21 protein-coding genes and 1 tRNA gene are annotated in these 21,462 nt (G+C 42.4%); 9 read left to right on the top strand and 13 right to left on the bottom strand.

Annotated features, from left to right (window positions below; all coding sequences use genetic code 11):
• Positions 1-73: 73 nt before the first annotated feature.
• Entirely contained in the window at positions 74-184 is a 111-nt protein-coding gene (locus U5J89_RS16010; RefSeq protein ID WP_416208528.1) for a ComEA family DNA-binding protein, read from the bottom strand.
• Positions 185-403: 219 nt separating this feature from the next.
• Here U5J89_RS16010 and U5J89_RS11930 point away from each other — a divergent pair, with 219 nt between their 5' ends.
• On the top strand, positions 404-709 hold the full coding sequence (locus tag U5J89_RS11930) for a septum formation initiator family protein (RefSeq protein WP_322575859.1): 306 nt from the start codon (positions 404-406) through the stop codon (positions 707-709).
• A 109-nt stretch (positions 710-818) separates the two neighbouring features.
• Complete coding sequence (locus U5J89_RS11925) at positions 819-3,545, top strand: putative LPS assembly protein LptD (protein WP_322575858.1); 2,727 nt, start codon at positions 819-821, stop codon at positions 3,543-3,545.
• A 43-nt stretch (positions 3,546-3,588) separates the two neighbouring features.
• Here U5J89_RS11925 and U5J89_RS11920 read toward each other — a convergent pair whose 3' ends face one another.
• From U5J89_RS11920 to U5J89_RS11895, 6 genes are all read right to left on the bottom strand, one after another.
• Positions 3,589-4,182, bottom strand: coding sequence for a riboflavin synthase (locus tag U5J89_RS11920; protein ID WP_322575857.1), 594 nt, complete (start codon positions 4,180-4,182; stop codon positions 3,589-3,591).
• A gap of 35 nt (positions 4,183-4,217) precedes the next feature.
• A complete protein-coding gene (gene ribD, locus U5J89_RS11915; RefSeq protein ID WP_322575856.1) occupies positions 4,218-5,333 on the bottom strand; it encodes a bifunctional diaminohydroxyphosphoribosylaminopyrimidine deaminase/5-amino-6-(5-phosphoribosylamino)uracil reductase RibD in 1,116 nt (371 codons plus the stop codon).
• A 103-nt stretch (positions 5,334-5,436) separates the two neighbouring features.
• The gene (locus U5J89_RS11910; RefSeq protein ID WP_322575855.1) at positions 5,437-7,203 is read right to left on the bottom strand and encodes a SurA N-terminal domain-containing protein; all 1,767 of its coding nucleotides are present in this window, start codon (positions 7,201-7,203) and stop codon (positions 5,437-5,439) included.
• A 176-nt stretch (positions 7,204-7,379) separates the two neighbouring features.
• Positions 7,380-8,309, bottom strand: a complete 930-nt coding sequence (locus tag U5J89_RS11905; protein WP_322575854.1) for an MlaD family protein — start codon at positions 8,307-8,309, stop codon at positions 7,380-7,382.
• Between the two features lie 11 nt (positions 8,310-8,320).
• Entirely contained in the window at positions 8,321-9,061 is a 741-nt protein-coding gene (locus U5J89_RS11900; protein WP_322575853.1) for an ABC transporter ATP-binding protein, read from the bottom strand.
• Between the two features lie 16 nt (positions 9,062-9,077).
• A complete protein-coding gene (locus U5J89_RS11895) occupies positions 9,078-9,815 on the bottom strand; it encodes an ABC transporter permease (protein ID WP_322575852.1) in 738 nt (245 codons plus the stop codon).
• Between the two features lie 117 nt (positions 9,816-9,932).
• Between U5J89_RS11895 and U5J89_RS11890 the strand changes: the two genes are divergently transcribed.
• The 6 genes from U5J89_RS11890 (at position 9,933) to U5J89_RS11865 (ending at position 15,337) form a co-directional block, all read left to right on the top strand.
• Positions 9,933-11,039, top strand: coding sequence for a potassium channel protein (locus U5J89_RS11890; protein ID WP_322575851.1), 1,107 nt, complete (start codon positions 9,933-9,935; stop codon positions 11,037-11,039).
• The gene (gene aroC / locus U5J89_RS11885; RefSeq protein ID WP_322575850.1) at positions 11,036-12,220 is read left to right on the top strand and encodes a chorismate synthase; all 1,185 of its coding nucleotides are present in this window, start codon (positions 11,036-11,038) and stop codon (positions 12,218-12,220) included. Before U5J89_RS11890 ends, aroC begins: the two co-directional genes overlap by 4 nt.
• 100 nt (positions 12,221-12,320) lie before the next feature.
• A complete protein-coding gene (locus U5J89_RS11880; RefSeq protein WP_322575849.1) occupies positions 12,321-12,668 on the top strand; it encodes a tetratricopeptide repeat protein in 348 nt (115 codons plus the stop codon).
• An 8-nt stretch (positions 12,669-12,676) separates the two neighbouring features.
• Positions 12,677-13,780: a LysM peptidoglycan-binding domain-containing protein gene (locus U5J89_RS11875; RefSeq protein WP_322575848.1), complete on the top strand. Its 1,104-nt coding sequence runs from the start codon at positions 12,677-12,679 to the stop codon at positions 13,778-13,780.
• Positions 13,777-14,505 (top strand): CPBP family intramembrane glutamic endopeptidase, encoded by a 729-nt coding sequence (locus U5J89_RS11870; protein WP_322575847.1) that lies wholly within the window; start codon positions 13,777-13,779, stop codon positions 14,503-14,505. Before U5J89_RS11875 ends, U5J89_RS11870 begins: the two co-directional genes overlap by 4 nt.
• A 256-nt stretch (positions 14,506-14,761) precedes the next feature.
• A complete protein-coding gene (locus U5J89_RS11865) occupies positions 14,762-15,337 on the top strand; it encodes a sigma-70 family RNA polymerase sigma factor (RefSeq protein ID WP_095605293.1) in 576 nt (191 codons plus the stop codon).
• Between the two features lie 18 nt (positions 15,338-15,355).
• Here U5J89_RS11865 and U5J89_RS11860 read toward each other — a convergent pair whose 3' ends face one another.
• From U5J89_RS11860 to U5J89_RS11840, 5 genes are all read right to left on the bottom strand, one after another.
• On the bottom strand, positions 15,356-16,639 hold the full coding sequence (locus U5J89_RS11860; protein WP_322575846.1) for a HAMP domain-containing sensor histidine kinase: 1,284 nt from the start codon (positions 16,637-16,639) through the stop codon (positions 15,356-15,358).
• Between the two features lie 150 nt (positions 16,640-16,789).
• Positions 16,790-18,052 (bottom strand): ATP-dependent Clp protease ATP-binding subunit ClpX, encoded by a 1,263-nt coding sequence (clpX, locus tag U5J89_RS11855; RefSeq protein WP_322575845.1) that lies wholly within the window; start codon positions 18,050-18,052, stop codon positions 16,790-16,792.
• A gap of 25 nt (positions 18,053-18,077) precedes the next feature.
• On the bottom strand, positions 18,078-18,707 hold the full coding sequence (gene clpP / locus U5J89_RS11850) for an ATP-dependent Clp endopeptidase proteolytic subunit ClpP (protein ID WP_322575844.1): 630 nt from the start codon (positions 18,705-18,707) through the stop codon (positions 18,078-18,080).
• Between the two features lie 72 nt (positions 18,708-18,779).
• Positions 18,780-20,063, bottom strand: a complete 1,284-nt coding sequence (gene tig / locus U5J89_RS11845) for a trigger factor (protein WP_322575843.1) — start codon at positions 20,061-20,063, stop codon at positions 18,780-18,782.
• 58 nt (positions 20,064-20,121) lie between these two features.
• A tRNA-Leu gene (locus U5J89_RS11840) sits at positions 20,122-20,204 on the bottom strand.
• 186 nt (positions 20,205-20,390) lie between these two features.
• Between U5J89_RS11840 and cutA the strand changes: the two genes are divergently transcribed.
• Positions 20,391-20,762, top strand: a complete 372-nt coding sequence (gene cutA / locus U5J89_RS11835; RefSeq protein WP_322575842.1) for a divalent-cation tolerance protein CutA — start codon at positions 20,391-20,393, stop codon at positions 20,760-20,762.
• Positions 20,763-20,766: 4 nt separating this feature from the next.
• Here cutA and U5J89_RS11830 read toward each other — a convergent pair whose 3' ends face one another.
• Positions 20,767-21,423, bottom strand: a complete 657-nt coding sequence (locus U5J89_RS11830; protein WP_322575841.1) for a phosphoadenylyl-sulfate reductase — start codon at positions 21,421-21,423, stop codon at positions 20,767-20,769.
• Between the last annotated feature and the right edge of the window lie 39 nt (positions 21,424-21,462).

The following is a 21,462-nucleotide window of genomic DNA, read 5'->3' as shown; positions in this document are numbered from 1 at the left end:
CATTACAGCAGGTAAATACTCATCCAAAACTGCGTTTTAATAAAACAAATTTTAGCACATTTCTCAGTTATTTCTACTCCACAACCACATTGGGACGCAGCTTATCCATAGTCCTGGGACCAATGCCCCTTATATTTTTGAGCTGCTCGATATTCGTAAACGGACCATTTCGTTCCCGGGCAATGCAACGGAATAGTCTGCAGGTTGATTAACGTATGCTTTGATCCACTCAGTCGAGCTGGTATCCTGTACGGCCACTTTTGCCTGCAGATAGAAGGGCAACAAAAATAAGAATCCATACAATAGAAAAAGCCTGCCCTTCATTTGGTTGTGTTTGATCTATAATTTGTAGTATTTTCGACCCTAATGTTCGCCATTACTATTGCTTAAAGCAACTTCGCTGATGAATTACCAATTATTAAATCCCTTGCGGTGGCGCAAATCTTTTCTTGCCCTTATTCTGGCTGGTATTATTGTGGTATGGTTTACCTTTATCGACACCTATAGCATCTGGACACGTATTGAACTCAACCAGCGGAAAGCCGAGCTTAAGGAAAAAAAGGAACAGCTAAAAAGCGAAACCGAGGTTCTTAAGCAAAAAATCGAAAATCTTGAAACCGATCCTTTTCTCCTGGAACGTATTGCCCGCGAAGAGTATGGCATGAAGAAGGAAGGAGAAACGGTTTATAAGATTAAAGAAGTTGATTAGCTGTACTTTTCGTAAAACTTCGTTTCTTTTCACTTCTGCCTTATACTATATAAGCTTACATTTTTCTTAACATCCAAACACTGTTTAACGCACTACCGGCATCAATCGCATGAATACATCGTTTAAATATTTTTGCGGCTATTTTGGATTGATGCTGTTTCTATTCTTGGTAATCACCCAACCCCTTTTGGGACAAGACACTACAGCAGTTCGGGATACCCTGCAAGAACAAACGGTTCCTGAAGGCCGGCCGGGTGCACAACAAGGCCAGCAATCAGCAAGCCAACCCGAACAGGAAGGGCAGGTTAATTTTCAAGCCAGCGATTCGCTGACGTTCGACTTTGAAAAACAGCGCATTGCCACCCTGTATGGTTCAGCAAATGTTGTCCACAGCTCTGGAGAACTAAAAGCCGGCAAGGTTGCTATGAACCTCGACAGCAGCTTGGTAAGTGCCAACACTCAAACACCACAAGATACGCTCTCACAACCCGTCCTGATCCGCGACGGCGACCGCGTTCGCAGCAACAGGATAGACTTTAATTACAAAACCGAAAAAGGACGTTTTGAGGTAGCTCGAGTTGGAGTTCAGGATGGCAACCTGATTGGTACAAAGGTGAAAAATGAAAGTCCCCATGTTGTTTATCTCGAAGATGCCATCTATTCTACCTGTCAGCTCGATCACCCGCACTATTACATAAAAGCTGCTAAGATGAAAGTAGTGGACGAAGAGGAAATTTTCTTTGAACGAGCACGGCTGTATATTCTCGATATCCCCTATCCGCTCATTTTCCCGTTTGGTTATCTGCCCGGTAAGTTCGATAAAAAACAATCGGGACTGCTTGAACCTACCTATGCTTATCAACAGCGACAAAGTCGCGGTATAGGCCTGCAAAATTTCGGATGGTTTCAATACTTTAACGATTATCTTACAGGACAGGCTTCCGTCGATATTTTTACATCCGGCTCATATTACTTTAATGCTCGATCAAATTACCGCATTCGGGATAAATTAAACGGCAACATCGAAATTGGATATTCGAGAGAAAATAGCGGACTCGAACCTACTGACCCCGATTTCACCACCAATGTCCAAAAATCACTGAGCATCAGCCACAGTCAGGATTTTTCTCCATATGCCAATATTGATGCAAATATCAATCTTCGTACACAGGATTACTTCCAGCGTAACTCTTACGATCCGGATGAGCGAGCAGAAACCAGTACCCGCTCAAATCTTAATTACCGATATCGACATCCTGAAGGCGACTATAATTTCAATGCATCCATTCGGCATAACCAAAATTTTGCCACCAATGTAACCAGGCTTTCTGGACCTGAAATAACGTTCAATCCCAAACGATTTACGCCATTTGCGGGCGATCAACAAACTACCGGACAAGAATCAAAATGGTATGAAAGCCTCTCGATAAACTATCAGAATAATTTTAGCTCTGATTTCGAATTCCGACCAACGGCCGGTGACTCTGCGAATGTCAATTGGTTCGAAGCCCTACTCGATCCCGCCAAATACCGCAAAGCCACCGATAATAATGATCATTATAAATATGGATTTCGCCAGCAAGTTGATCTGCGAATGAATCAGCTTATTCCCAGCCAATATTTAAATGTTAGTGCCAGCGGTGACTATACCGAATACTGGTATCCCACTTCAACCCGAAAGACATTTAATCCAGACTCTGTTCGCGTAGAAGAGGAACAAGTGCGCGGATTTACCTCAGCCCGGGAATTTAGTACAAGCCTAAATTTTAGTACTAAGCTTTATGGATTAATGAACCTGAACATTGGCAACTTCCAGAGTGTTCGTCACGTCCTTACCCCCTCAATTTCTTTAAGCTACAGCCCTAATTTTCAAAGTGAATCATGGGGCTACTATCGCACTGTACAGACTGACACTGCTGCTACGCCGGGTCAAGAACCTCCAACACAGCGCTACTCTATTTTTGAAAATGAGGTTTTTAGAGGCCCCTCAGGAAGAGAGCAGCGATCTATCAATTTTAGCTTAAATAACACCTTTGAAGCTAAAAAAGTGGAGCGCGATTCCACCGGTGAAAAAAAAGAAGACATCATTAATCTTATTGATCAGTTAAGCCTAAGCTCGAGCTATAATTTTGCCGCAGACAGTCTTAAGCTTAGCAATTTGAATACAAGCATAAGAGCAAAAATTTTACCGGGATTAAATATTCGTGCCAATGCCAACTTCAATTTTTATGATCGAAATGAGCAGGGGGCTCGTGTCGATGACTTTTTAATTCAAACAGAGAACAAGCCTTTTGAGCTCACATCATTTTCCACCAGTACCAGTTACTCGGTTAAGTGGGGCGAAGGGGGCTTTCAAGCAAATGACAAACCACATTATCCGCAGCAGTACAATCCGCTGAACCAGAGCATCTTCCATCCCGTTGATCCCCATTTTAACAGTCGACCGGTAAGAGGCTTTAATTCACCGCTCTCTTTTTCTATTGATTTTAGTTATCGCTGGAATTTAAATCCGGCCCCCAATGCAGATAACAACAAATCAGCAACTATAAACGCCCGGAACATCAACTTAAAACTTACTCCAAAATGGGATTTCCGCACCCAAATTGGTTATGATCTAGTTGCAAAAGAGCTCACCCCTTCCCAGTTTTCGCTAAATCGTAACCTACACTGCTGGGATCTGTCATTTACAATGAATCCGTTTGGAGATAACCAGTACTACTTCTTTTCACTGCGCGTAAATGCAGGACGACTGCAGAGCATCTTCCAGAAACTGCCCGGTCTTAATAACCTCGAGCGTTCTTCCAGCAACAGTGGGCGCCGTCCACGTGGATTTTAAAAGAAAACGTTACGATACTTAAAAGTTTCGCAATCCTTTTTATTCACCCTTCCCTACCTTCGAGATACTTCACCACGTATTTGCCCAGCACATCAAACTCCAGGTTTACCGTGTTTCCCATCTCTTTTGCACTCAGATTGGTATGCTCATAGGTATAGGGAATAATCGCCACCGTAAAGGTATTATCCTGCTCATTCGCCACCGTAAGACTAATGCCATCAATAGCAATGCTGCCGCGACCAACAATTAAATTGCTGTATTTTGGGGGATATTCAATCGTAAATAACCAATCGGTCCCCTCTTGTTCTATCTTTTGGATGGTGCCGGTCGCATCTACATGTCCCTGAACAATATGTCCATCAAGTAATTGATCGGGACGTAGCGACCTCTCAAGGTTCACAGAATCATCTTTTTGCAAGCCACCAATATTCGTTTTGCGAAGCGTCTCCGCTACACTTTGCACGGTAAAAGAATTCTCATCACATCCCGTAACCGTGTGACAAACGCCATTAATACTGATACTCTGATCAATACTCACTTCATGAGCAAAATCACTGCGGATAGTAATTTCCTTACCGTCATCTAAGGATGTAATACTTGTAACGGTACCAACAGATTTTATAATTCCTGTAAACACGTTTATTGCTTTGATTTAATAGTTACTAGTCATTTTTAAAGATATCCGGTAAACAACAGATCCTTACCTACCTGGCGCCACTGAACATCGCGGAATTCCATAATTTCCGACATCCTATTAATGCCTACTCCCATCACAGATTTTGTTCCACCACCCAACATTTTGGGAGCAATGAAGCACTCCACTTTGTCGACTAGTCGCTGACGCAATAAAGCCGAAGCTAAGTTCTGTCCCGCTTCCACCAAGATAGAGGTCACCGGCAGATGTGCCAATTCACGCATCGCTTTATCCAGATCAGTATGACCATCTTTTTTATCCACCAGCAAGGTTTGTCCGCGAAAATAATCCGATTGCAACATATTCAGCATTGGATCTGCTTCATTTTCAAATTTCTCTTTGTTATGGGTCAGCACAATCGTCTTTTCCTCATACTGATCGGTAAATAAATTCAAATCACGCGGAAGTTCCAACGGACCGTCAATGACAATGCGCTTGGGTTGACGCCCCTCAACATGGCGCACCGTAAGCCGGGGATTATCAAGTAAAGCCGTATTACGCCCCACCATTACCGCATCGTACTGGCTGCGCCACTTGTGAACAAAAGCGCGGGATTCCGGTCCGCTAATCCATTCCGAATCACCGTCGGGAGCAGCAATATATCCATCGAGCGTTTGTGCAATTTTGAGAGTTACAAACGGACGATTATGAGTCTGATAATGCAGAAAAAACTCATTCAGTCGCTCGGCCTCCTCTTTCATAACTCCCACATCAACCGTAATGTCATGGTCGCGCAAATGCCGGATACCTTTCCCGGCCACTTTAGGTGTAGGATCCTCCATCGCTACCACTACCCGGCTAATAGGTAGGTTAGCCAGCAGTTCGCAGCAAGGTGGCGTATTCCCGTGATGGGCACACGGTTCCAGCGTTACATATACCGTAGCATCGTTAAGCAAATCAGGATTATTAACCGAATCCACAGCATTTTTTTCGGCATGCGGCTGACCATAGTGCTCATGATACCCCTGCCCAATTTTCTTGCCATCAGCCGATACAATTACGCATCCCACCATAGGGTTAGGTGATACATAACCCGCACCGCGTTCAGCAATCTCGAGCGCTAATTGCATCCATTTTTGATCTGATTTGCTCATAATAATATCACTAATCTATTGCCGCCACGTCAACTATCATCAAACAAAAAAGGGCAAGAAGTAATTCTCCTTGCCCTGAAAGTTTCACTAAATTTTCTGCTACTTAGCCGCGTAGTAATTGGGCTCGGTTATCTTCAATATCCGCTTCTTCTCTAAGCTGCTCAATCCAGGTATTCATAAATGTTTGACTTTTTTGCTGACGCAATTGTTGACGAATACGCTGTCGCACATCAGCTGTGAGGTTATCGAGATCTGCCTCATACAATTTATCCAAGCGAACAACAAAGGCAGCTGAGGTACCTTCAACGGGAGGAGATTGCTCACCTTCATCCAAGCCAAAAATGGCTCCCACTACTTTGGGTTCACGTCCTGCTCCTTCGATAGTAGCAGCACTTTTAGTCAGAGATTCAACAGTCATTACTTCTTTACCAGTTGCCTTTGCAATACTTTCCAGATCGCTATTTTGACCAATAAGCTCCTTAACATTGGCAAGAACCTGTTGCTTTCGCTTATTATTAGTTACTACCGTTTCAATTTGGTCTTTGACTTCCTCGAAAGGTTCCGTTCCAGCTTCAGTGATTTCATTTACTTTAATAACCACAAACTGCTCGTTTAGCTCCAGTGGATCAGATATTTGCCCTTCATTTGCCGTATCCAAAAATCGCATGATCTGCTGACTCTGTCCAATACCTGATACAAAGTTGTTTCCTTTAGTAGCAAACCCTTCTTTGATCTCCAGATCACGACGTTTCGCTTCTGCTTCAAAACCATCTTCCTGGGCATAAAAGCTAAAGTCATCGGCCGTTTCGGCACGGGCATCAATAGTAGCAATGGGATCTGCAGTAATATCACGACTAAAGACCGTAAACGTCACCTCATTGGCAGTTTCATCCAGCTTCTTAAGCAAGAAGAGTCGACCACCATCCTGAATCACATCTGTAACCTCTCCTTCTGCCACATTTAATACCGGGCGAAAGAGTTCACGAATTTCATCTTTTGCCACTTCCTTAACTTCATATGCCGTAGACGACTGATAGCGATTAAAAAAGAGTGAATCGGATTCCGCTGTTGCAAAATCAGACTTCAGGCGATTCATTTCCTCGAATGTACGAGCTGTATCTTTCTTGGTAGGCGTTTTATCAAAACTTACATACGAAATGCGGTATGATTTCTTACGCTTGTATTCATCCTGATTATTATTGTAGTACTCACGCAATTCGTCCTCTGATACGGAAATCTCACTATCACTGACATCAGCATAAGGGAACCGCACAAAAGAAACATCTGCGCGCGTATTATTACGAATATACTGCTGTTCAACCTCATAGTCACTCACATCCATCGACGACTGCAGATAATTATTCATCTTTTGCTGCTGTCGTTTTTGACGCATCTGCTGCTCGATAGAAATAAGCAGCTGCTTATTTTCCGGAGCTTCCACCCACGATTTCAGCGCTACGCGATCAATAGTACCATCTTCATTGGAAAAGTTCTGCCGAATAAGCGGATCGGGATTTGGACCGGTAATCATATTCACTACTTCCTGATCAGTAACATGGATGCCCAAATCATCCATTTTATCCTGCAGCAACCTGCTATTCACCAGATCGTCCCAAGCCTGTTGTTCGTATTGCGCACGAACTTCCGGTGTCATCGAATTACCCGTTTGCTGAGAGTACTGCTGTGTATAATACTGCAGGCGGTTATTGTATTCTTCCAACGAAATTGATTCACCATTCACCGATCCAAGTGTCCGCGGACCTTGCTGAATAACATCAAACATGTTCGTATCAGCAAGCATCCATAACACTCCGAATGAGAAAATGAGTATCCAGAGGATAACTCCGGTACTCTTTCTCATTTTATCCATTACACCCATAAAATCCTCTTATCTACGTCTTAATTGGTTCAAAAATGACATTCTTTCTGCTGTTTACAAGCTTCCAAATATACAAGAAGGCAGTACTAAGAGCAATCTGACAAACCCAGAAAATTACTAACAAATAGTTTGGTTAAAGATTATTGCTTAGCGACAATCCGGAAATATTAAAATACCTCGATAAGCCGCATATGCTTAAGGTATTTGCGTGGATTCTCATTGATATTTTTTATCAGAGAATCCATCTCCCGGGTCATACTTTCCAAATTATCATATAGCGCAGGGTCATTAACCATTTTGCCAAGACTCCCTTCCCCATTATTAATTTTGGTGAGAATTTCCTGTAGCTCGCTGTTCGTTTTATTTAGATCTTTACTGAGAGTCTCAAGCTCTTTTAGAGATTTATCCAAGCCCGTGAGGACAGAATCAATTTTTGCCTTGTTATCGGTACTTATTGTATCCACGTTAGCCAAAAAGCGTTCGGCATGTCTGATACTTGACTCTATTTCAGTGCGCTTGTTATCAAAAATAGTGGCGATTTCATCAGAGGTATTGTTAAGATTTTGGAAAACGCTGTCTATTTGCCCTTTGGCATCATCATCAAGCACTTCATTAAGCTGTGCAAGAAAGGTATTTAACTTTTCAAAAGACTCGGAAACATCTTCGCTGAGCTCCTGTCCTTCATCTTTCAGAGTCTCCATCATGCCGGCACGGTATTCTCCCCTTATCGTATCTCCATACTCAAGCATTTCGGAAGAGTCACCGCGCTCAATAATAATAGCTTTCTCATCCAACAATCCTGAGGATTGCAGGAAGGCCACCGAATTGCGGGGGATATCTATCCCCAGTTCAATATTAAACGTCACGGTTACACTGTCATCTTCGGTCAGCTCCATCTTTTTAATCGAGCCTACCTTTACGCCGTTGACGTAAATATAATTTCCGGGAGATAGCCCATCTGTGCGCTCAAAAGTGGAATGAATTACCTGAGACTGCCGAAATACAGGCAGATCACTCATCATACGATACCCGATAAAACCCAGCACAATGGCCGCTAAAATTGTTAATGCTACTTTTAATTCGTTGTTAATTTTCAAAATAACTCCTGTTAATTTCTTATTTGATACTCGCTTGCAGTAATAAAATCCATCAATTGCTCATTGTCGCTTCTACGCATTTCTTCAACTGTACCATACCAACAAAGGCCTTGGTTTTCGAGAAACGCTACCTTCTCAGCTATTTCCAGCACACTGTGAATATCGTGAGTTACAACTATAGAGGTAATATTTAAGTTCTCAGCCATCGATATTATCAGCTTATTAATCTCTGAAGAGGTATGGGGATCAAGTCCCGAAGTGGGCTCATCATAAATTAAAAAATCGGGCTCCAAAATAGTTGCTCTGGCCAGAGCTACACGCCGACGCATACCTCCCGACAATTCCGCAGGTGATTTCTCTCCGGTTCCTACCAGATTTACCAGGTCAAGTGCTTCTTCTACTTTATTGGTAATCCTCTCTTCGGACATATTCGTAAAGTAACGCAGCGGGAATGCAATATTTTCGAAGGTATTGAGCGAGTCAAAAAGTGCCGACCCCTGAAATAGAACACCAAACCGCTGCCGCATTTTGCGTAAAGCTACATACTCCAGCTCAAATACATTATCTCCATCAATAATCACCTCTCCTGAATCGGGATACATCAACGCATTTAAATGCTTGACAAGCACCGATTTTCCACAACCCGAGCGCCCGATAATGGCCACTGTTTCGCCATCCTCAATATCAAACGAAACATCTTCCCAAACGAGAAGATCACCAAAACTTTTTTTAAGATTGCGTATCTCTATCATCTTACTTTTTCGAAACTTATAAAAATACTGCAGCCAGTACGAAGTCGGCTAATAATACATAAATACAACTTAAAACTGTAGCCTCTGTAGTACTATTTCCCACCCCTTCGGCACCCCCGGATGCGTAATATCCTTTGAAACACGAAACGGACGTTATTACAAATCCAAACACAAAGGCTTTAAGAATACCGAAGGTAACATCCCAGGGATAGAAAAATTCTCGTGCGCCCTGTATAAACTCGGCAGGTGGAATAGCTCCAGACATAGCTCCTGCCACAATACCGCCAACTATTCCAGAGATACTGGCAAAAATATACAACATAGGAAACATAATGAGTCCGGCAAGAACACGGGGCAACACCAAAAATGAAACGGAGTTAAATCCCATTGATTCCAGAGCGTCAATCTGCTCGCTCACACGCATAGTTCCCAACTCAGTAGCAATACGAGCCCCCACCTTACCGGCCAAAACCAAACTCGTTATCACCGCTGCAAGCTCAATAAGCAGCGATTCAGAAGTGATAGCACCAATAACCGAAATGGGAACAAACGCAATTTCAAGCTGATAAGCCGTTTGGATCGTCATTACAGCGCCGGTAAAAACGCCCGTCAACAATACGATTGGCACCGACTCGTAACCAATTTTTAAAAGCTCATTAACAAGGTTTTTCTTATACGTGTCGACCTCGTATAATGAGCGCAGAGACCTGTATAACAGCAGGCTGTATTTTCCTAATTTTTCTAATGCTTCCATAAATCAAGTTGTGCTAAAAGAACGATGGAAACTATTAAATTTATTAGTCGTTGTCATTTCATAGACGTTAATTTTTAAAATATATTACGGATCCATATTTAGCCAAAATCAGGGTTCATGCTTAACCTTTTTAACAACCACACTTACAATGTTATTGTCCAACGTATTGCCATAGCTACAGCTTTGCTGGGGATTGTGTTTAGCCTTGGATCTCTCGGGTATTTTTTTATTGAAGATATCTCATTGTTTGATGGGCTTTATATGACTTTTATTACAATTACCACCATCGGATTTACAGAAGTGACAGAGCTTTCAACCGTTGGACGAATTTTCACAATGTCTATTTTTGTTCTTGGGATCGGTATTATTTCTTACATCGCAACCCAAACCACCAAACTCTTATTTGAAAGTGAAATTTTTAGAACGAAAGCCATGCAACAACAAATAAACAGCTTAGAAAATCACTACATTATTGCAGGTTACGGTCGTATTGGGCAACGTATTGCTCATGTCTTAGATGAGGCTAGTGTGCCAACAGTAATCATCGACAACGATGAAGAAGTTATTAAGGAACTTCGTGAAAGTAATTTTTTATATATCGAGGGTGATGCCCAAGAAGAAGACATTCTGAAAAAAGCCGGTATTAAAAAAGCTAAAGGAATTGTTGGTTCATTAACACGCGATCAGGATAATATTTTTGTTACCCTCACTGCACGCGATCTCAATCCTGATCTATTTATTCTGACACGTACCAACGAACATAAAAATCGCCGCAAAATTATTCGTGCAGGGGCTAACAAAGTTGTTTCGCCCTACGAAATTGGAGCCGACCGCATGGCTAATGTTATTCTTCGGCCCAATGTGGATCAATTTTTAGATAATATTCTCGGCGGACCCGCGCAGGATTATATTTTCGATGAGGTCAAAATATCAAAAGGCTCTGATCTTATAGATCAATCACTTTCCGAAGCCAATATCAGACAGAACTATTCTGTCATAATTATTGCTATAAACCCATCAGAAGAACAAGAAATACAGTTTAATCCCGGAAAAGATGATACTCTCCGTGAAGGGGATTCTCTTATTCTGCTTGGTGACTTTAATCACATAGAAGCATTTCGAGAAGAAGTTTGTAAGGATCATCGAAGTATTGATGAACGAGTTTCTAACTACGATTTTATTCAGTACCTAAATTCTAATCCTATAGGTTTTAATCAAGAATGATACGATATCTAACGGCCGGCGAATCGCATGGACCTCAACTTACTGGCATTGTCGAAGGCGTTCCAGCAGGACTGCCTATCACAGAAGATGAAATTGCCCAACACCTGGTACGTCGCCAAAAAGGATATGGCCGCGGCGGACGCATGGCTTTTGAAAAAGACTACGCTGAAATATCATCAGGTGTACGATTTGGGAAAACGACCGGTGCCCCCATTGCTATGCAGATGCCCAACCGCGCTCACGAAAAAGACGACTCCAACTGGCCGAAAGTACTGGCCAAAGAAGGGGACGGCGAAGATGTCGAAAAAGTTACCGTTCCTCGTCCCGGCCATGCGGATTTAACGGGCGTGCAAAAATATCGCTATGATGACATTCGTCCCGCCATTGAACGCTCCAGCGCCCGTGAAACCGCCATGCGCGTGGCCTGCAGCACCATAGCACGAAAGTTTCTCAAACATTTTGGCATCGAGATCGGCGGACATGTTACCCGCATCGGCAGCGTAGGCTATGAAAATTCCTGGGAAGACGTACGCGAAATTGTTGACCCGCTGGCCGAAAAAGGTGCAGAAACGATCTTTGAAAAATCTGACGAATCCCCAGTTCGTTGCCTCGATGAAGAGCTTACTCAAGAAATGAGAGAGCTAATCATAAAGCGTCGTAAAGAAGGGAGCTCGCTGGGCGGCCACTGGGAAGTAATTGTTACCGGCCTGCCGGAAGGATTGGGTAGCTTTGTACACTGGGATCGCAAGCTCGAAGGACAGATTGCACAGGCAATTATGGGTACTCAGGCTATGAAAGGCGTAGAGATCGGGCAGGGATTTGAGTCCGGGAGACGGCATGGACAAGTAGTGCACGATGAAATTGAATATGAGGATGACACATTTAAACGCAAAAGCAACCGCATGGGCGGTCTCGAAGGTGGCGTCACCACCGGCATGCCATTAATTATTCGCGGGGTGATGAAACCCATCCCCACCATGCTTACACCTATTGATACCGTGGATATTAAAACCAAAGAAAAGAAAGACACCCGTTATGAGCGTTCCGATGTGTGTGCTCTTCCTCGAGCAATCGTGGTGATGGAAAGCGTAATTGCACCCGTGCTCGCTAACGCATTTTTAGAAAAATTTGGCGGCGATTCCATCGAGGAGATTGAAGAAAGGTATCAGAAGCAAAATTAATTGACCTAATAAGTAAATACCACATACCTTTATCAATTTCTGTATCTTATTACCGGAACATAAAATACCTCGTACAACTTTAACGTTACCGTAATACGTTATGAGTTCAGATCAACAGTCAAAAATCAAGCAGCTGGCTCGGCAGATTAAGCATAATCCCGGCGACTCGTTTTCGAAGTTTGCCTTGGCCTTGGAATTCCGTAAGGAAGGAGAGTTTAAGAACGCCCGTATCTTGTTTGAGGATATTTTGTCGAGTGATCCCGACTACGTGGGGGTTTATTATCATCTGGGTAAATTATATGAGGCACTAGATCGGCTGGACGACGCTCAAACCTTATATCAAAAGGGGATAACCGTGGCTAATGAACAGGATGAACAACGTACCGAAAAGGAATTAAAAGAAGCACTGCAACAACTTGAAACAGAAATGGAAGAACGCTCGAGCTAATTAGTATAATGAAACCGTATAAAATATTAGTACTTCTTTTCATTGTGTCACTTGGGATTACAACGCTCACCCTGGCCCAAAGTAAAACACACACGGTAAAGCAGGGCGAAACGCTGTTCAGCATTGCCCAGCAGTATGACATCGAAGTGGAGCAAGTCAGGGAATGGAACAATTTGCGCGGCAACGAGCTTTCGATCGGACAAACGTTGCTCGTTAGCCCCCCTTCATCAGACTCTGCCATCACGCATACTGTACAGCGACAAGAAACCCTTTTTTCTATCTCCAAGCAGTATAATGTGAGCATTGCAGAAATTAAAAGCTGGAATAACCTGTCTTCTAATAATCTTCAGGTGGGACAAGAATTAACCATCTATCCTTCCGAAACTAACAGTCAGGAACAGCAGTCGCTGGTGGTAGAAAAAGAAACGCAACGCAACAGCTATTATACGGTTAAAAGCGGTGATTCGCTGTATAAGATTGCACAAGAACATGATATGACAGTTGAAGAGCTAAAGTCACTTAATAACCTCTCTTCCAATACCATAAGAGTAGGACAACAACTTACTGTTCGCAGCAAACCGGCCCCACCGCCATCTGTCGCGGACGAGGACATTAAATCTTCACCTCAGGGTAAGTTTATGGTTCATACCATAGCAGAAGAAACAAAATCGCTGCAAGACCTGCTTAACAAATTTCGCATGGACGAGCAGGAATTTCGTGCATTAAATCCCTCGATAGATAGAGACCGTTTCCAAGTTGGAAGTGAGATCACCGTCCTCGCTCCACCTACCAGAACGTACAAAAATCCTTATTTAACGAATTCCAGCCTACAGGATTTGGGTTCTACCGCAGTATCGCAATACAGTAAAAGTGAGCGCGGAAATCCAACTACAAATGGCGAGCTCTATAACCCAAATGACTTGACAGCAGCTCATTCTAACATTTCGCTTGGATCCGTTATCTATATTGAAAATAATGATAATAATAGGGGTGTATATGTACGCATCAATGACCGGCATTCGGGCAACGGCCTCAAGCTTTCATCCGCAGCTTGGCAAACGCTAAACTTTAGCAGTAATCTACCTACTGTGACTATTTATCAAAATCAATGAGCAATATCCGAGAGTCAATAAAAAATTATTTTTCGTCTACACATACCCTTCTGTACAGCTACTTAATCAGTCTTCCGCTGTTATTGCTGTATGAAGTGCTCATTTTTTGGGCTCAGCCAGATTCAGAACAGGTAGTCCGCATCTCTGTTGATGTATGGATTAAAACGCTGTTTTCATATATCGGAAGAGATGTGCTCTCCATCACTCTCATTTTAGTGGCACTTTTGGGCATCGTTGTTCTCTACCGTGAACGAGAGAAGTTATCTTCGTTAAAGCTAAGCTACTTTTTTACTATGCTCATCGAAGCCTCGTTCTATGCTTTTTTTCTGGCGCTTATAATTAATACCACGGTCAGCGGATTGTTGCAGATGCTTCAAACATCACCAATCGAAAGCTTAACTACCCTTCAGCAACTGGCACTTTCTCTGGGAGCAGGATTGTATGAGGAACTGTTCTTTCGGGTCATCTTAGTATCGGCCCTGCTTTTTATTTTCAAAAAAGTATTTGCCAAACAATCGGTAGCATTTGCCTCTGCTATACTATTGGCCGCTGTAATTTTTAGTTTAGTTCATTATGTGGGCGCCTTTGGCGATCCCTTTACATTTAGTTCATTTTTATTTCGTTTCTTGTTTGGTCTTGCACTTAACGCTATTTATCTATGGCGTGGATTTGGCATGGCCGCGTGGACACACACCATTTATGATGTTATGATTATCGTTTATTAACGACTTAATTACGTAAGAAATTAAAAAGTAAAAACATCATTGGGTTACGGATGATTATGCATCAGAACATTTATACTAACTATGAGGTATATCAGTTAAAACAATTTACGTTTTAAACCCATAATTGATATCATTAGATTTGTTATATTTCAATTTAAGGGAAAGTGCTATTAATTTGAGTGTGTTACTCTTAGGTATTACTGACTTTATACATCAATTGAACATTATTGACTTAACCAACAGTTAAGCTATCGGGATGGCTGAATTAACAAAAGAGGAGATCCAAAAGCAGGAAGATTTCGAGGAAGAAATTGTTCCTCATTTGGATGCTATGTATAACTTTGCCCTTCGCCTTACTTCTGACCCAAGTGATGCCGAAGATCTTGTGCAAGACACAATTGTAAAGGCATTTCGCTTTTTCAGCAGCTACGAGAAAGGCACAAATGCCAAGGCATGGCTATTCCGTATCCTCAAGAATTCTTATATCAATAACTACAGAAAACAGTCTAAACAACCCAACCAGGTTGATTATGATGAGGTTTCGGAATTTTACGAAACCATTCGAGCCGATCGGACGGACACTTCTGATCTTGAGGACAAAATGTTTCGTGAGCTTGTTGATGATGATATCTCTCAGGCTCTCGAGGAACTCCCGGAAGATTTTCGCACCGTTGTATTGCTTTGTGATGTAGAAGGCTTTACCTACGAAGAAATTGCCAACATGCTGGATGTACCCATCGGCACCATCCGGTCACGACTACATCGAGGGCGAAATCTATTAAAGGCCCAACTCAAAGAATATGCCGAAAAGCGAGGTTACAAAGAGGATTAGTGTATTTGTAGTAGCTCGCTACGCTTTTGCCGCTTTGGTTATATCTTCTGCCGATTTCGGCTTTTCAACAGCCTTGAGTACAATGCGCATGGTTGTTCCCTCACCCAGCTCCGATTTATGGATAATCAGCTTCCCATTGTGATACTCCTCAATAATTCGTTTTGTCAGACTTAGTCCCAATCCCCAACCACGCTTCTTGGTGCTGTATCCCGGCTTAAAAACCTCACTTTGATATTTCTTTTCGATGCCTACCCCCGAATCGGTAATATCGATAACTACTTCATTCTCTACTCGTTCCAACTTTACTGACACGTATGATTTTGTAGTGTTCGACTTAATTGCATCCATTGCATTTTTAATCAAGTTTTCCAGTGCCCACTGGAAAAGATCCGGATTCACCTTTGCACGCACATTGGAATCAATATGACGCAATACATCTACATTTTTACCCAGCTGTGGCAACCGCTGTTCCATATAGTCCATAACCTCTTCCAAAATAGGTTTCAATCTTTGAGCGTTTAACTCCGGCTCTGAGCCAATTTTATTAAACCTCTTGGCCACCCCCCGCAGCCGGCTGATATCATTTTCGAGCTCGTTACAGATACGACGCGTAAAATCATCATCTTTCTCCTCTCGAAGCAGCTCAACCCATCCATACAAACTGGATAAAGGTGTTCCCAATTGGTGAGCAGCTTCTTTGGTCATCCCCACCCATAAATTAGACTGCTCTGACCTTGCAATCGTCCGATAGCTGACATAGCCAATACCCAGCAATACCGCCAATAAACTCAACTGTATATAGGGAAAGTAACGTAGATAACGTACCGTTGGACTTTCACCATAATAAACATACTGTGTTTGCGAATACTGATCATTACCCAACTTAATTTTAATGGGGTCATTAATCGCAGCAAATCGATCAATCAATTCCTGATTCAACGGTGCATCGACATGATTGGCAAACATGATTTCACCGTGCTCATTAACAATAATACGCGGTACTTGAAAACGATCTTCATTAAGGAGAATCTCTTGAGTAACAAAAGTTTGAGAGGTACGATCGGCTTCAGCCTCCTCAATCATTTTGATCACACTATCGGGTACTGCAGCACTGGCATTGGTTCTAAGGTAATTGGAGGCAGCCAACAAATTCTGGCTAATCTCTTCCTGGGTGGGATTTCCGGCATATTCTATGGCTTTAGCCCACAGTTCTATCCCAGACCGCTCCTGGGTGAGAATTCTATTAACCAAATACTGATTATAAACGAACGACCCAATCCCAAGCAGAATGAGAAATGCCACTAACACAATATTTATTCTGTTGGATGTAAGTTGAATTTTCATACCATTGCGGATAAAATATAATCTCTAAAAGATATACCGGTATATTTTACAAAATAAAAAAGGCATCACCGAATCGATGATGCCTTCAAAATAATTCTGATCTATTTTCTAAGCAGAAGCTTTGCGCTTTTCGTAAACGGGTGGCGCTTCATCCAGAACCGTCTCACGAGTAATTACGCATCGTTCAATATTATCCATAGATGGCAGAGTATACATAATATCCAGCATGGATTTCTCCATAATGGATCGCAGTCCACGTGCACCTGTACCTCGTTTGATGGCTTTTTCAACAATAACCTCGAGCGCATCCTCTTCGAACACAAGCTCGACTCCTTCCATCTGGAAAAGTTTCTTATACTGTTTTACAAGAGCATTTTTGGGTTGGACCAAAATTTTGATCATCGCATCCTCATCCAACTGATGCAATCCTGAAATAACAGGCAAACGACCGATCAACTCTGGAATCAAACCGTAGCGCTGCAGATCTTGTGCTTCAACATGCGTAAAAATATCGGGATCATCCTTGTCGAAACTTACCTGTTCTTCAGAATGGAATCCGAGGGAACTTACTGACAGACGCTTGGCGATAATCTCTTCCAATCCACTAAAGGCGCCCCCGCAAATAAACAGGATATTTGAGGTATCAACCTGAATAAAACTCTGCTCGGGATGCTTACGTCCACCCTTGGGCGGAATATTTGCAACTGTTCCCTCTAAAATCTTAAGCAAGGCCTGCTGTACTCCTTCACCGGAAACATCACGCGTGATAGAAGGATTGTCACTTTTGCGAGCTACCTTGTCAACCTCATCAATATAGACAATACCGCGCTTGGCCTGCTCTACATCATAATCTGATGCTTGCAATAAGCTTGAGAGTATGCTTTCCACATCCTCTCCCACGTAACCAGCTTCAGTTAATACCGTTGCATCCGCAATGGTAAAAGGCACATCAATAATATTAGCCATCGTACGGGCTAAGAGCGTTTTCCCACAACCTGTGGGACCTAGTAGAATAATATTACTTTTTTCTACTTCCGTATCGTCGAACTCATCTTCTAATTCCGAACTAATACGCTTATAGTGATTATAGACCGCTACCGAAAGGGTTTTCTTAGCTCCTTCCTGACCTATGACATACTCGTCAAGTCGGGACTTTATCTCGGCAGGCTTCAACATGGGTTTATAGTTCTTTTCCCGCTTTTCTGACATGGAAGCCAGATCACTTTTCACAATTCCGGAAGCGTCAGCCACACATCGATCGCAAATATACACGTCGTTAGGCCCGGCGACCATGCTGTTTACTTCATGGCTTGATCGTCCACAAAACGAACAGTGAATTGTTTTTTCGTTGTTATTTTCTTGGTCGCTCATTGTCCTCTAACTGAAGTCTTAAAAATTACTCTTCTTTATGACGCTTCATAATATTATCAACCAACCCGTATTCCTTGGCCTCTTCAGCCGCGAGCCACTTATTACGGTCGGTATCTTCCATAACCTGATCAACATCCTTACCACTGTGTTCAGCAAGAACTTCGCTAATCAGTTTTTTGATGCGCAAAATCTCTTGAGCTTCAATTTCAATATCACTGGCCTGTCCACGTACACCGCCCAACGGCTGGTGGATCATGACACGGGAGTTAGGCAATAAATTCCGTTTACCTGCCGCTCCACCCGCTAACAGTAGCGCTCCCATCGATGCCGCCATACCTACACAGGTAGTAGAAACATCACACTTAACGTACTGCATTGTATCATAGATAGCAAAACCTGAAGAGACAACGCCTCCCGGGCTGTTAATGTAAAGGTTGATATCCTTTTCGTTATCTTCTGATTCAAGAAATAACATCTGTGCTACAATAGAGCTTGCCACCGCATCATTAACAGGTGTACCCAAAAAGATAATACGATCTTTAAGCAGGCGTGAATAGATATCAAAAGCACGCTCACCGCGTTCCGTCTTTTCGACGACCATCGGCACCAGGTTGTTATTCTGGATTCGATCTGTATTACCTGTATCGTTTGGCATTTCGTATAATGGTTGCTTTTCCATAAGTGGATCAGAAATAATAGTTTTGTTCAATAACTAATGTAATGGGCGTTATGCCTCAATATCTTCGTCGTGTTTTTCCTGATAGGTTTCTTTATCAATCTCTTTGATTTTGACCTCATCTTTCAACCTATCAAACACTTTATCTTCGCGTATACTGTTTCTCAAACTTTCAAGCTGCTGTGGATTCTGTGCAAACATATTTCGCATTTGATCAACCTCAATACCATAACGCGAAGCTTCAGCCTCTAAGTGCTGATCTATATCTTCGGGTTTTATCTCGATATCGTCAAATTTTTCTTGCAGCTCCTCATTAAGGAAAAACCACTTGGCATCGCGAATCGCGCGATCCTCCATATTTTCCTTATACTCCTCCTCATCAAAATCAGGGGGTAGCTGTCCCTGTGATTGCTGCTTAACGCGTTCAACATATTGATTTTGCACTTGTTTCTTAAACACCTCAGGAACCTCAAAGTCATGTTTATCAACAAGCGAATCAATTATATCGTTCTTAAACAGGTCATCCGCCGACTGATCGTAATAGTTCTGAATCTTACTTTTGATCAGGCTCTTAAATTCATCAACATTCTTGGCTTCGCCATCTGAGGCCTGCTTGGCAAACTCATCCGTCAAATCAGCTTTATGAAGCTTTTCAACCTTTTTAACGATCAGCTTAAAGCTGTGCGTATGGTCATCGTGACCAATTTCAACATCAACCTCATCGCCCACTTCATGGCCTAGAAGATCATCGCGAAACTGCTCTGACTCTTCTTTCGTCAGATCAATGGTTTCTTCTGTTTTATTCTCTTCATCGGGCTCTCCATCTTCCAACGGGATAGCATCAACGGTAACACGATTATCTTCAGTAATTTCTTCTTCAACTTCTTCCCAGTTACCCTGTTGCTTCAGCTGTCGGTCGAGCTCTTCTTCCACTTCTTCATCTGTAACATCATGAACAAGACGATCCACTTCAATTTCACTGAGATCAGTCAGCTCAAATTCCGGACGTGCTCCTATCTTAAATTTCGCCTCAAGTTCATCATTTTCCCAGTTTAGCTCCAGCATCTCGCTTTCGCCAACCGGCTCATATTCAGGAACTACCTCATTTTCAAAAACCTCCTGGACATATTTACTTACCTCTTCTTGCTCAATTTCGTCTCCAAAACGCTTACGAACAATTTTGATAGGTACTTTACCGGGACGAAAGCCAGGCATGTTAATCTGTCCGCGATATTTTTTGTATGCTTCTTTAAACTTCGGCTCCAGATCTTCACGATCAGCCGAAATAATTAGCTCTTTGTCTACAGCGGTGATATCATTAACTGTTATTTCCACAAGACTACTCCAAATAGTATTTTTATTAGAACGGTAAAAAGTGAGAAAAAAATGTAAGTACGAGAGGGGGGACTCGAACCCCCACGCCTTAAAGGCACTAGATCCTAAATCTAGCGCGTCTACCAATTCCGCCACTCTCGCAAGTGCTCAATAAATCAGCAAATATTTACATTTACCAGATTTTGAGAGTCTCGAAAAATATGGCTTTTTTCTTCTGATATCAACACTAATAATACTCAAATTTTTAGTGTTGAAGCTATGACTCAAAGCTTCAATTTTGTACTTTTCGATTGTACACCTAAACACCAATCCTGACGATCCATACCCATGTTTTACAATCTTCGCCTGGTTTACATCACTACAAAAGACAAACAAGAAGCCAAATCCATTGGCAAAAAGCTTGTAAAAGAAAACCTGGCAGCTTGCGTCAATATTATTGACAGAATGGAAACTATCTACCGCTGGGAAGGAGAAATTGTTGAAGATACCGAAGCTATCCTGATCGCTAAAACCCCTTACCATAACGTGAGAGATCTTACCAAACGCGTTAAAGATCTGCACAGCTACGAGTGTCCCTGCATTATTTCGCTGCAACTAACCGAGCAGGAAGGCAACGAAGAATATCAGAAATGGCTACTTAAAAACTCCCAAAAACAGGAAATTGACTACGAAGTGGAAGATGTGCAACCGGATGTCTAATCCATCAGCGATGCAAGCCACACTCGGTTTTCGATAGATCATTCCAGCGGCCATTACGACCTTTGCCTTTAGAGGTACAGTGGGTACAGCCAACCGAATGAAAGCCCTTTTCTTTCAGGGGATGCTCTGGCAAGCCGTGGCTTTCTATGTATTCTTCCACCAGTGATGAATTCCAGTCGATAAGCGGATAGAACTTGATAAGCTCGTTATCATCATCCATAATAGGCAAGCTCTTGCGGTAACGATTCTGAAAACCGATGAGCCCGGACATCCAAATCTTGTATTTATCTTTAACACGATCCAGTGGCTCAACCTTGTTAATATCGCAACACTTGTCAGGATTATCTGCCCAAAGCTCCTCTTTAAAGGTATGAGCATGTTGGGCCGGGTCGGGGCGAAGGTCAATTACATTTAAATCCAGCAGGCGTATTAGTCGCTCCTTGTAAGCAATAGTTTCCTCGAAATGGTACCCGGTATCAATAAAGTAGATAGGACAACCGGGCTTTATTCGGCTTACCAAATGCAGCAGTACAGACGAAGTGGTACCAAATGACGACGTTACAAGCACATCCTTAAACGTATTAAATACCTGGGCTACACGTGCATCAACAATTTTTGCCGAAAGCGATCGATTTATCTTTTCTTTATTGACAAGATACATATAGATTCGTGTTTGGTCCCTAATTTTAAACAAAGCATA

It is taken from the genome of Fodinibius sp. (genome assembly GCF_034521915.1).
GTDB lineage: Bacteria > Bacteroidota > Rhodothermia > Balneolales > Balneolaceae > Fodinibius.
This window is presented reverse-complemented; position numbering and strand designations above follow the sequence as displayed.

Coding starts and splice junctions, on each gene's coding strand:
- U5J89_RS11910 (WP_322575855.1), bottom strand. CDS start 7,203: ATGGATAAAATGAGAAAGAGTACCGGAGTTATCCTCTGGATACTCATT.
- U5J89_RS11890 (WP_322575851.1), top strand. CDS start 9,933: ATGCTTAACCTTTTTAACAACCACACTTACAATGTTATTGTCCAACGT.
- cutA (WP_322575842.1), top strand. CDS start 20,391: ATGTTTTACAATCTTCGCCTGGTTTACATCACTACAAAAGACAAACAA.
- clpP (WP_322575844.1), bottom strand. CDS start 18,707: ATGCCAAACGATACAGGTAATACAGATCGAATCCAGAATAACAACCTG.
- U5J89_RS11895 (WP_322575852.1), bottom strand. CDS start 9,815: ATGGAAGCATTAGAAAAATTAGGAAAATACAGCCTGCTGTTATACAGG.
- aroC (WP_322575850.1), top strand. CDS start 11,036: ATGATACGATATCTAACGGCCGGCGAATCGCATGGACCTCAACTTACT.
- U5J89_RS11880 (WP_322575849.1), top strand. CDS start 12,321: ATGAGTTCAGATCAACAGTCAAAAATCAAGCAGCTGGCTCGGCAGATT.
- ribD (WP_322575856.1), bottom strand. CDS start 5,333: ATGAGCAAATCAGATCAAAAATGGATGCAATTAGCGCTCGAGATTGCT.
- U5J89_RS11900 (WP_322575853.1), bottom strand. CDS start 9,061: ATGATAGAGATACGCAATCTTAAAAAAAGTTTTGGTGATCTTCTCGTT.
- clpX (WP_322575845.1), bottom strand. CDS start 18,052: ATGAGCGACCAAGAAAATAACAACGAAAAAACAATTCACTGTTCGTTT.
- U5J89_RS11875 (WP_322575848.1), top strand. CDS start 12,677: ATGAAACCGTATAAAATATTAGTACTTCTTTTCATTGTGTCACTTGGG.
- U5J89_RS11925 (WP_322575858.1), top strand. CDS start 819: ATGAATACATCGTTTAAATATTTTTGCGGCTATTTTGGATTGATGCTG.
- U5J89_RS11865 (WP_095605293.1), top strand. CDS start 14,762: ATGGCTGAATTAACAAAAGAGGAGATCCAAAAGCAGGAAGATTTCGAG.
- U5J89_RS11930 (WP_322575859.1), top strand. CDS start 404: ATGAATTACCAATTATTAAATCCCTTGCGGTGGCGCAAATCTTTTCTT.
- U5J89_RS11870 (WP_322575847.1), top strand. CDS start 13,777: ATGAGCAATATCCGAGAGTCAATAAAAAATTATTTTTCGTCTACACAT.
- U5J89_RS11830 (WP_322575841.1), bottom strand. CDS start 21,423: ATGTATCTTGTCAATAAAGAAAAGATAAATCGATCGCTTTCGGCAAAA.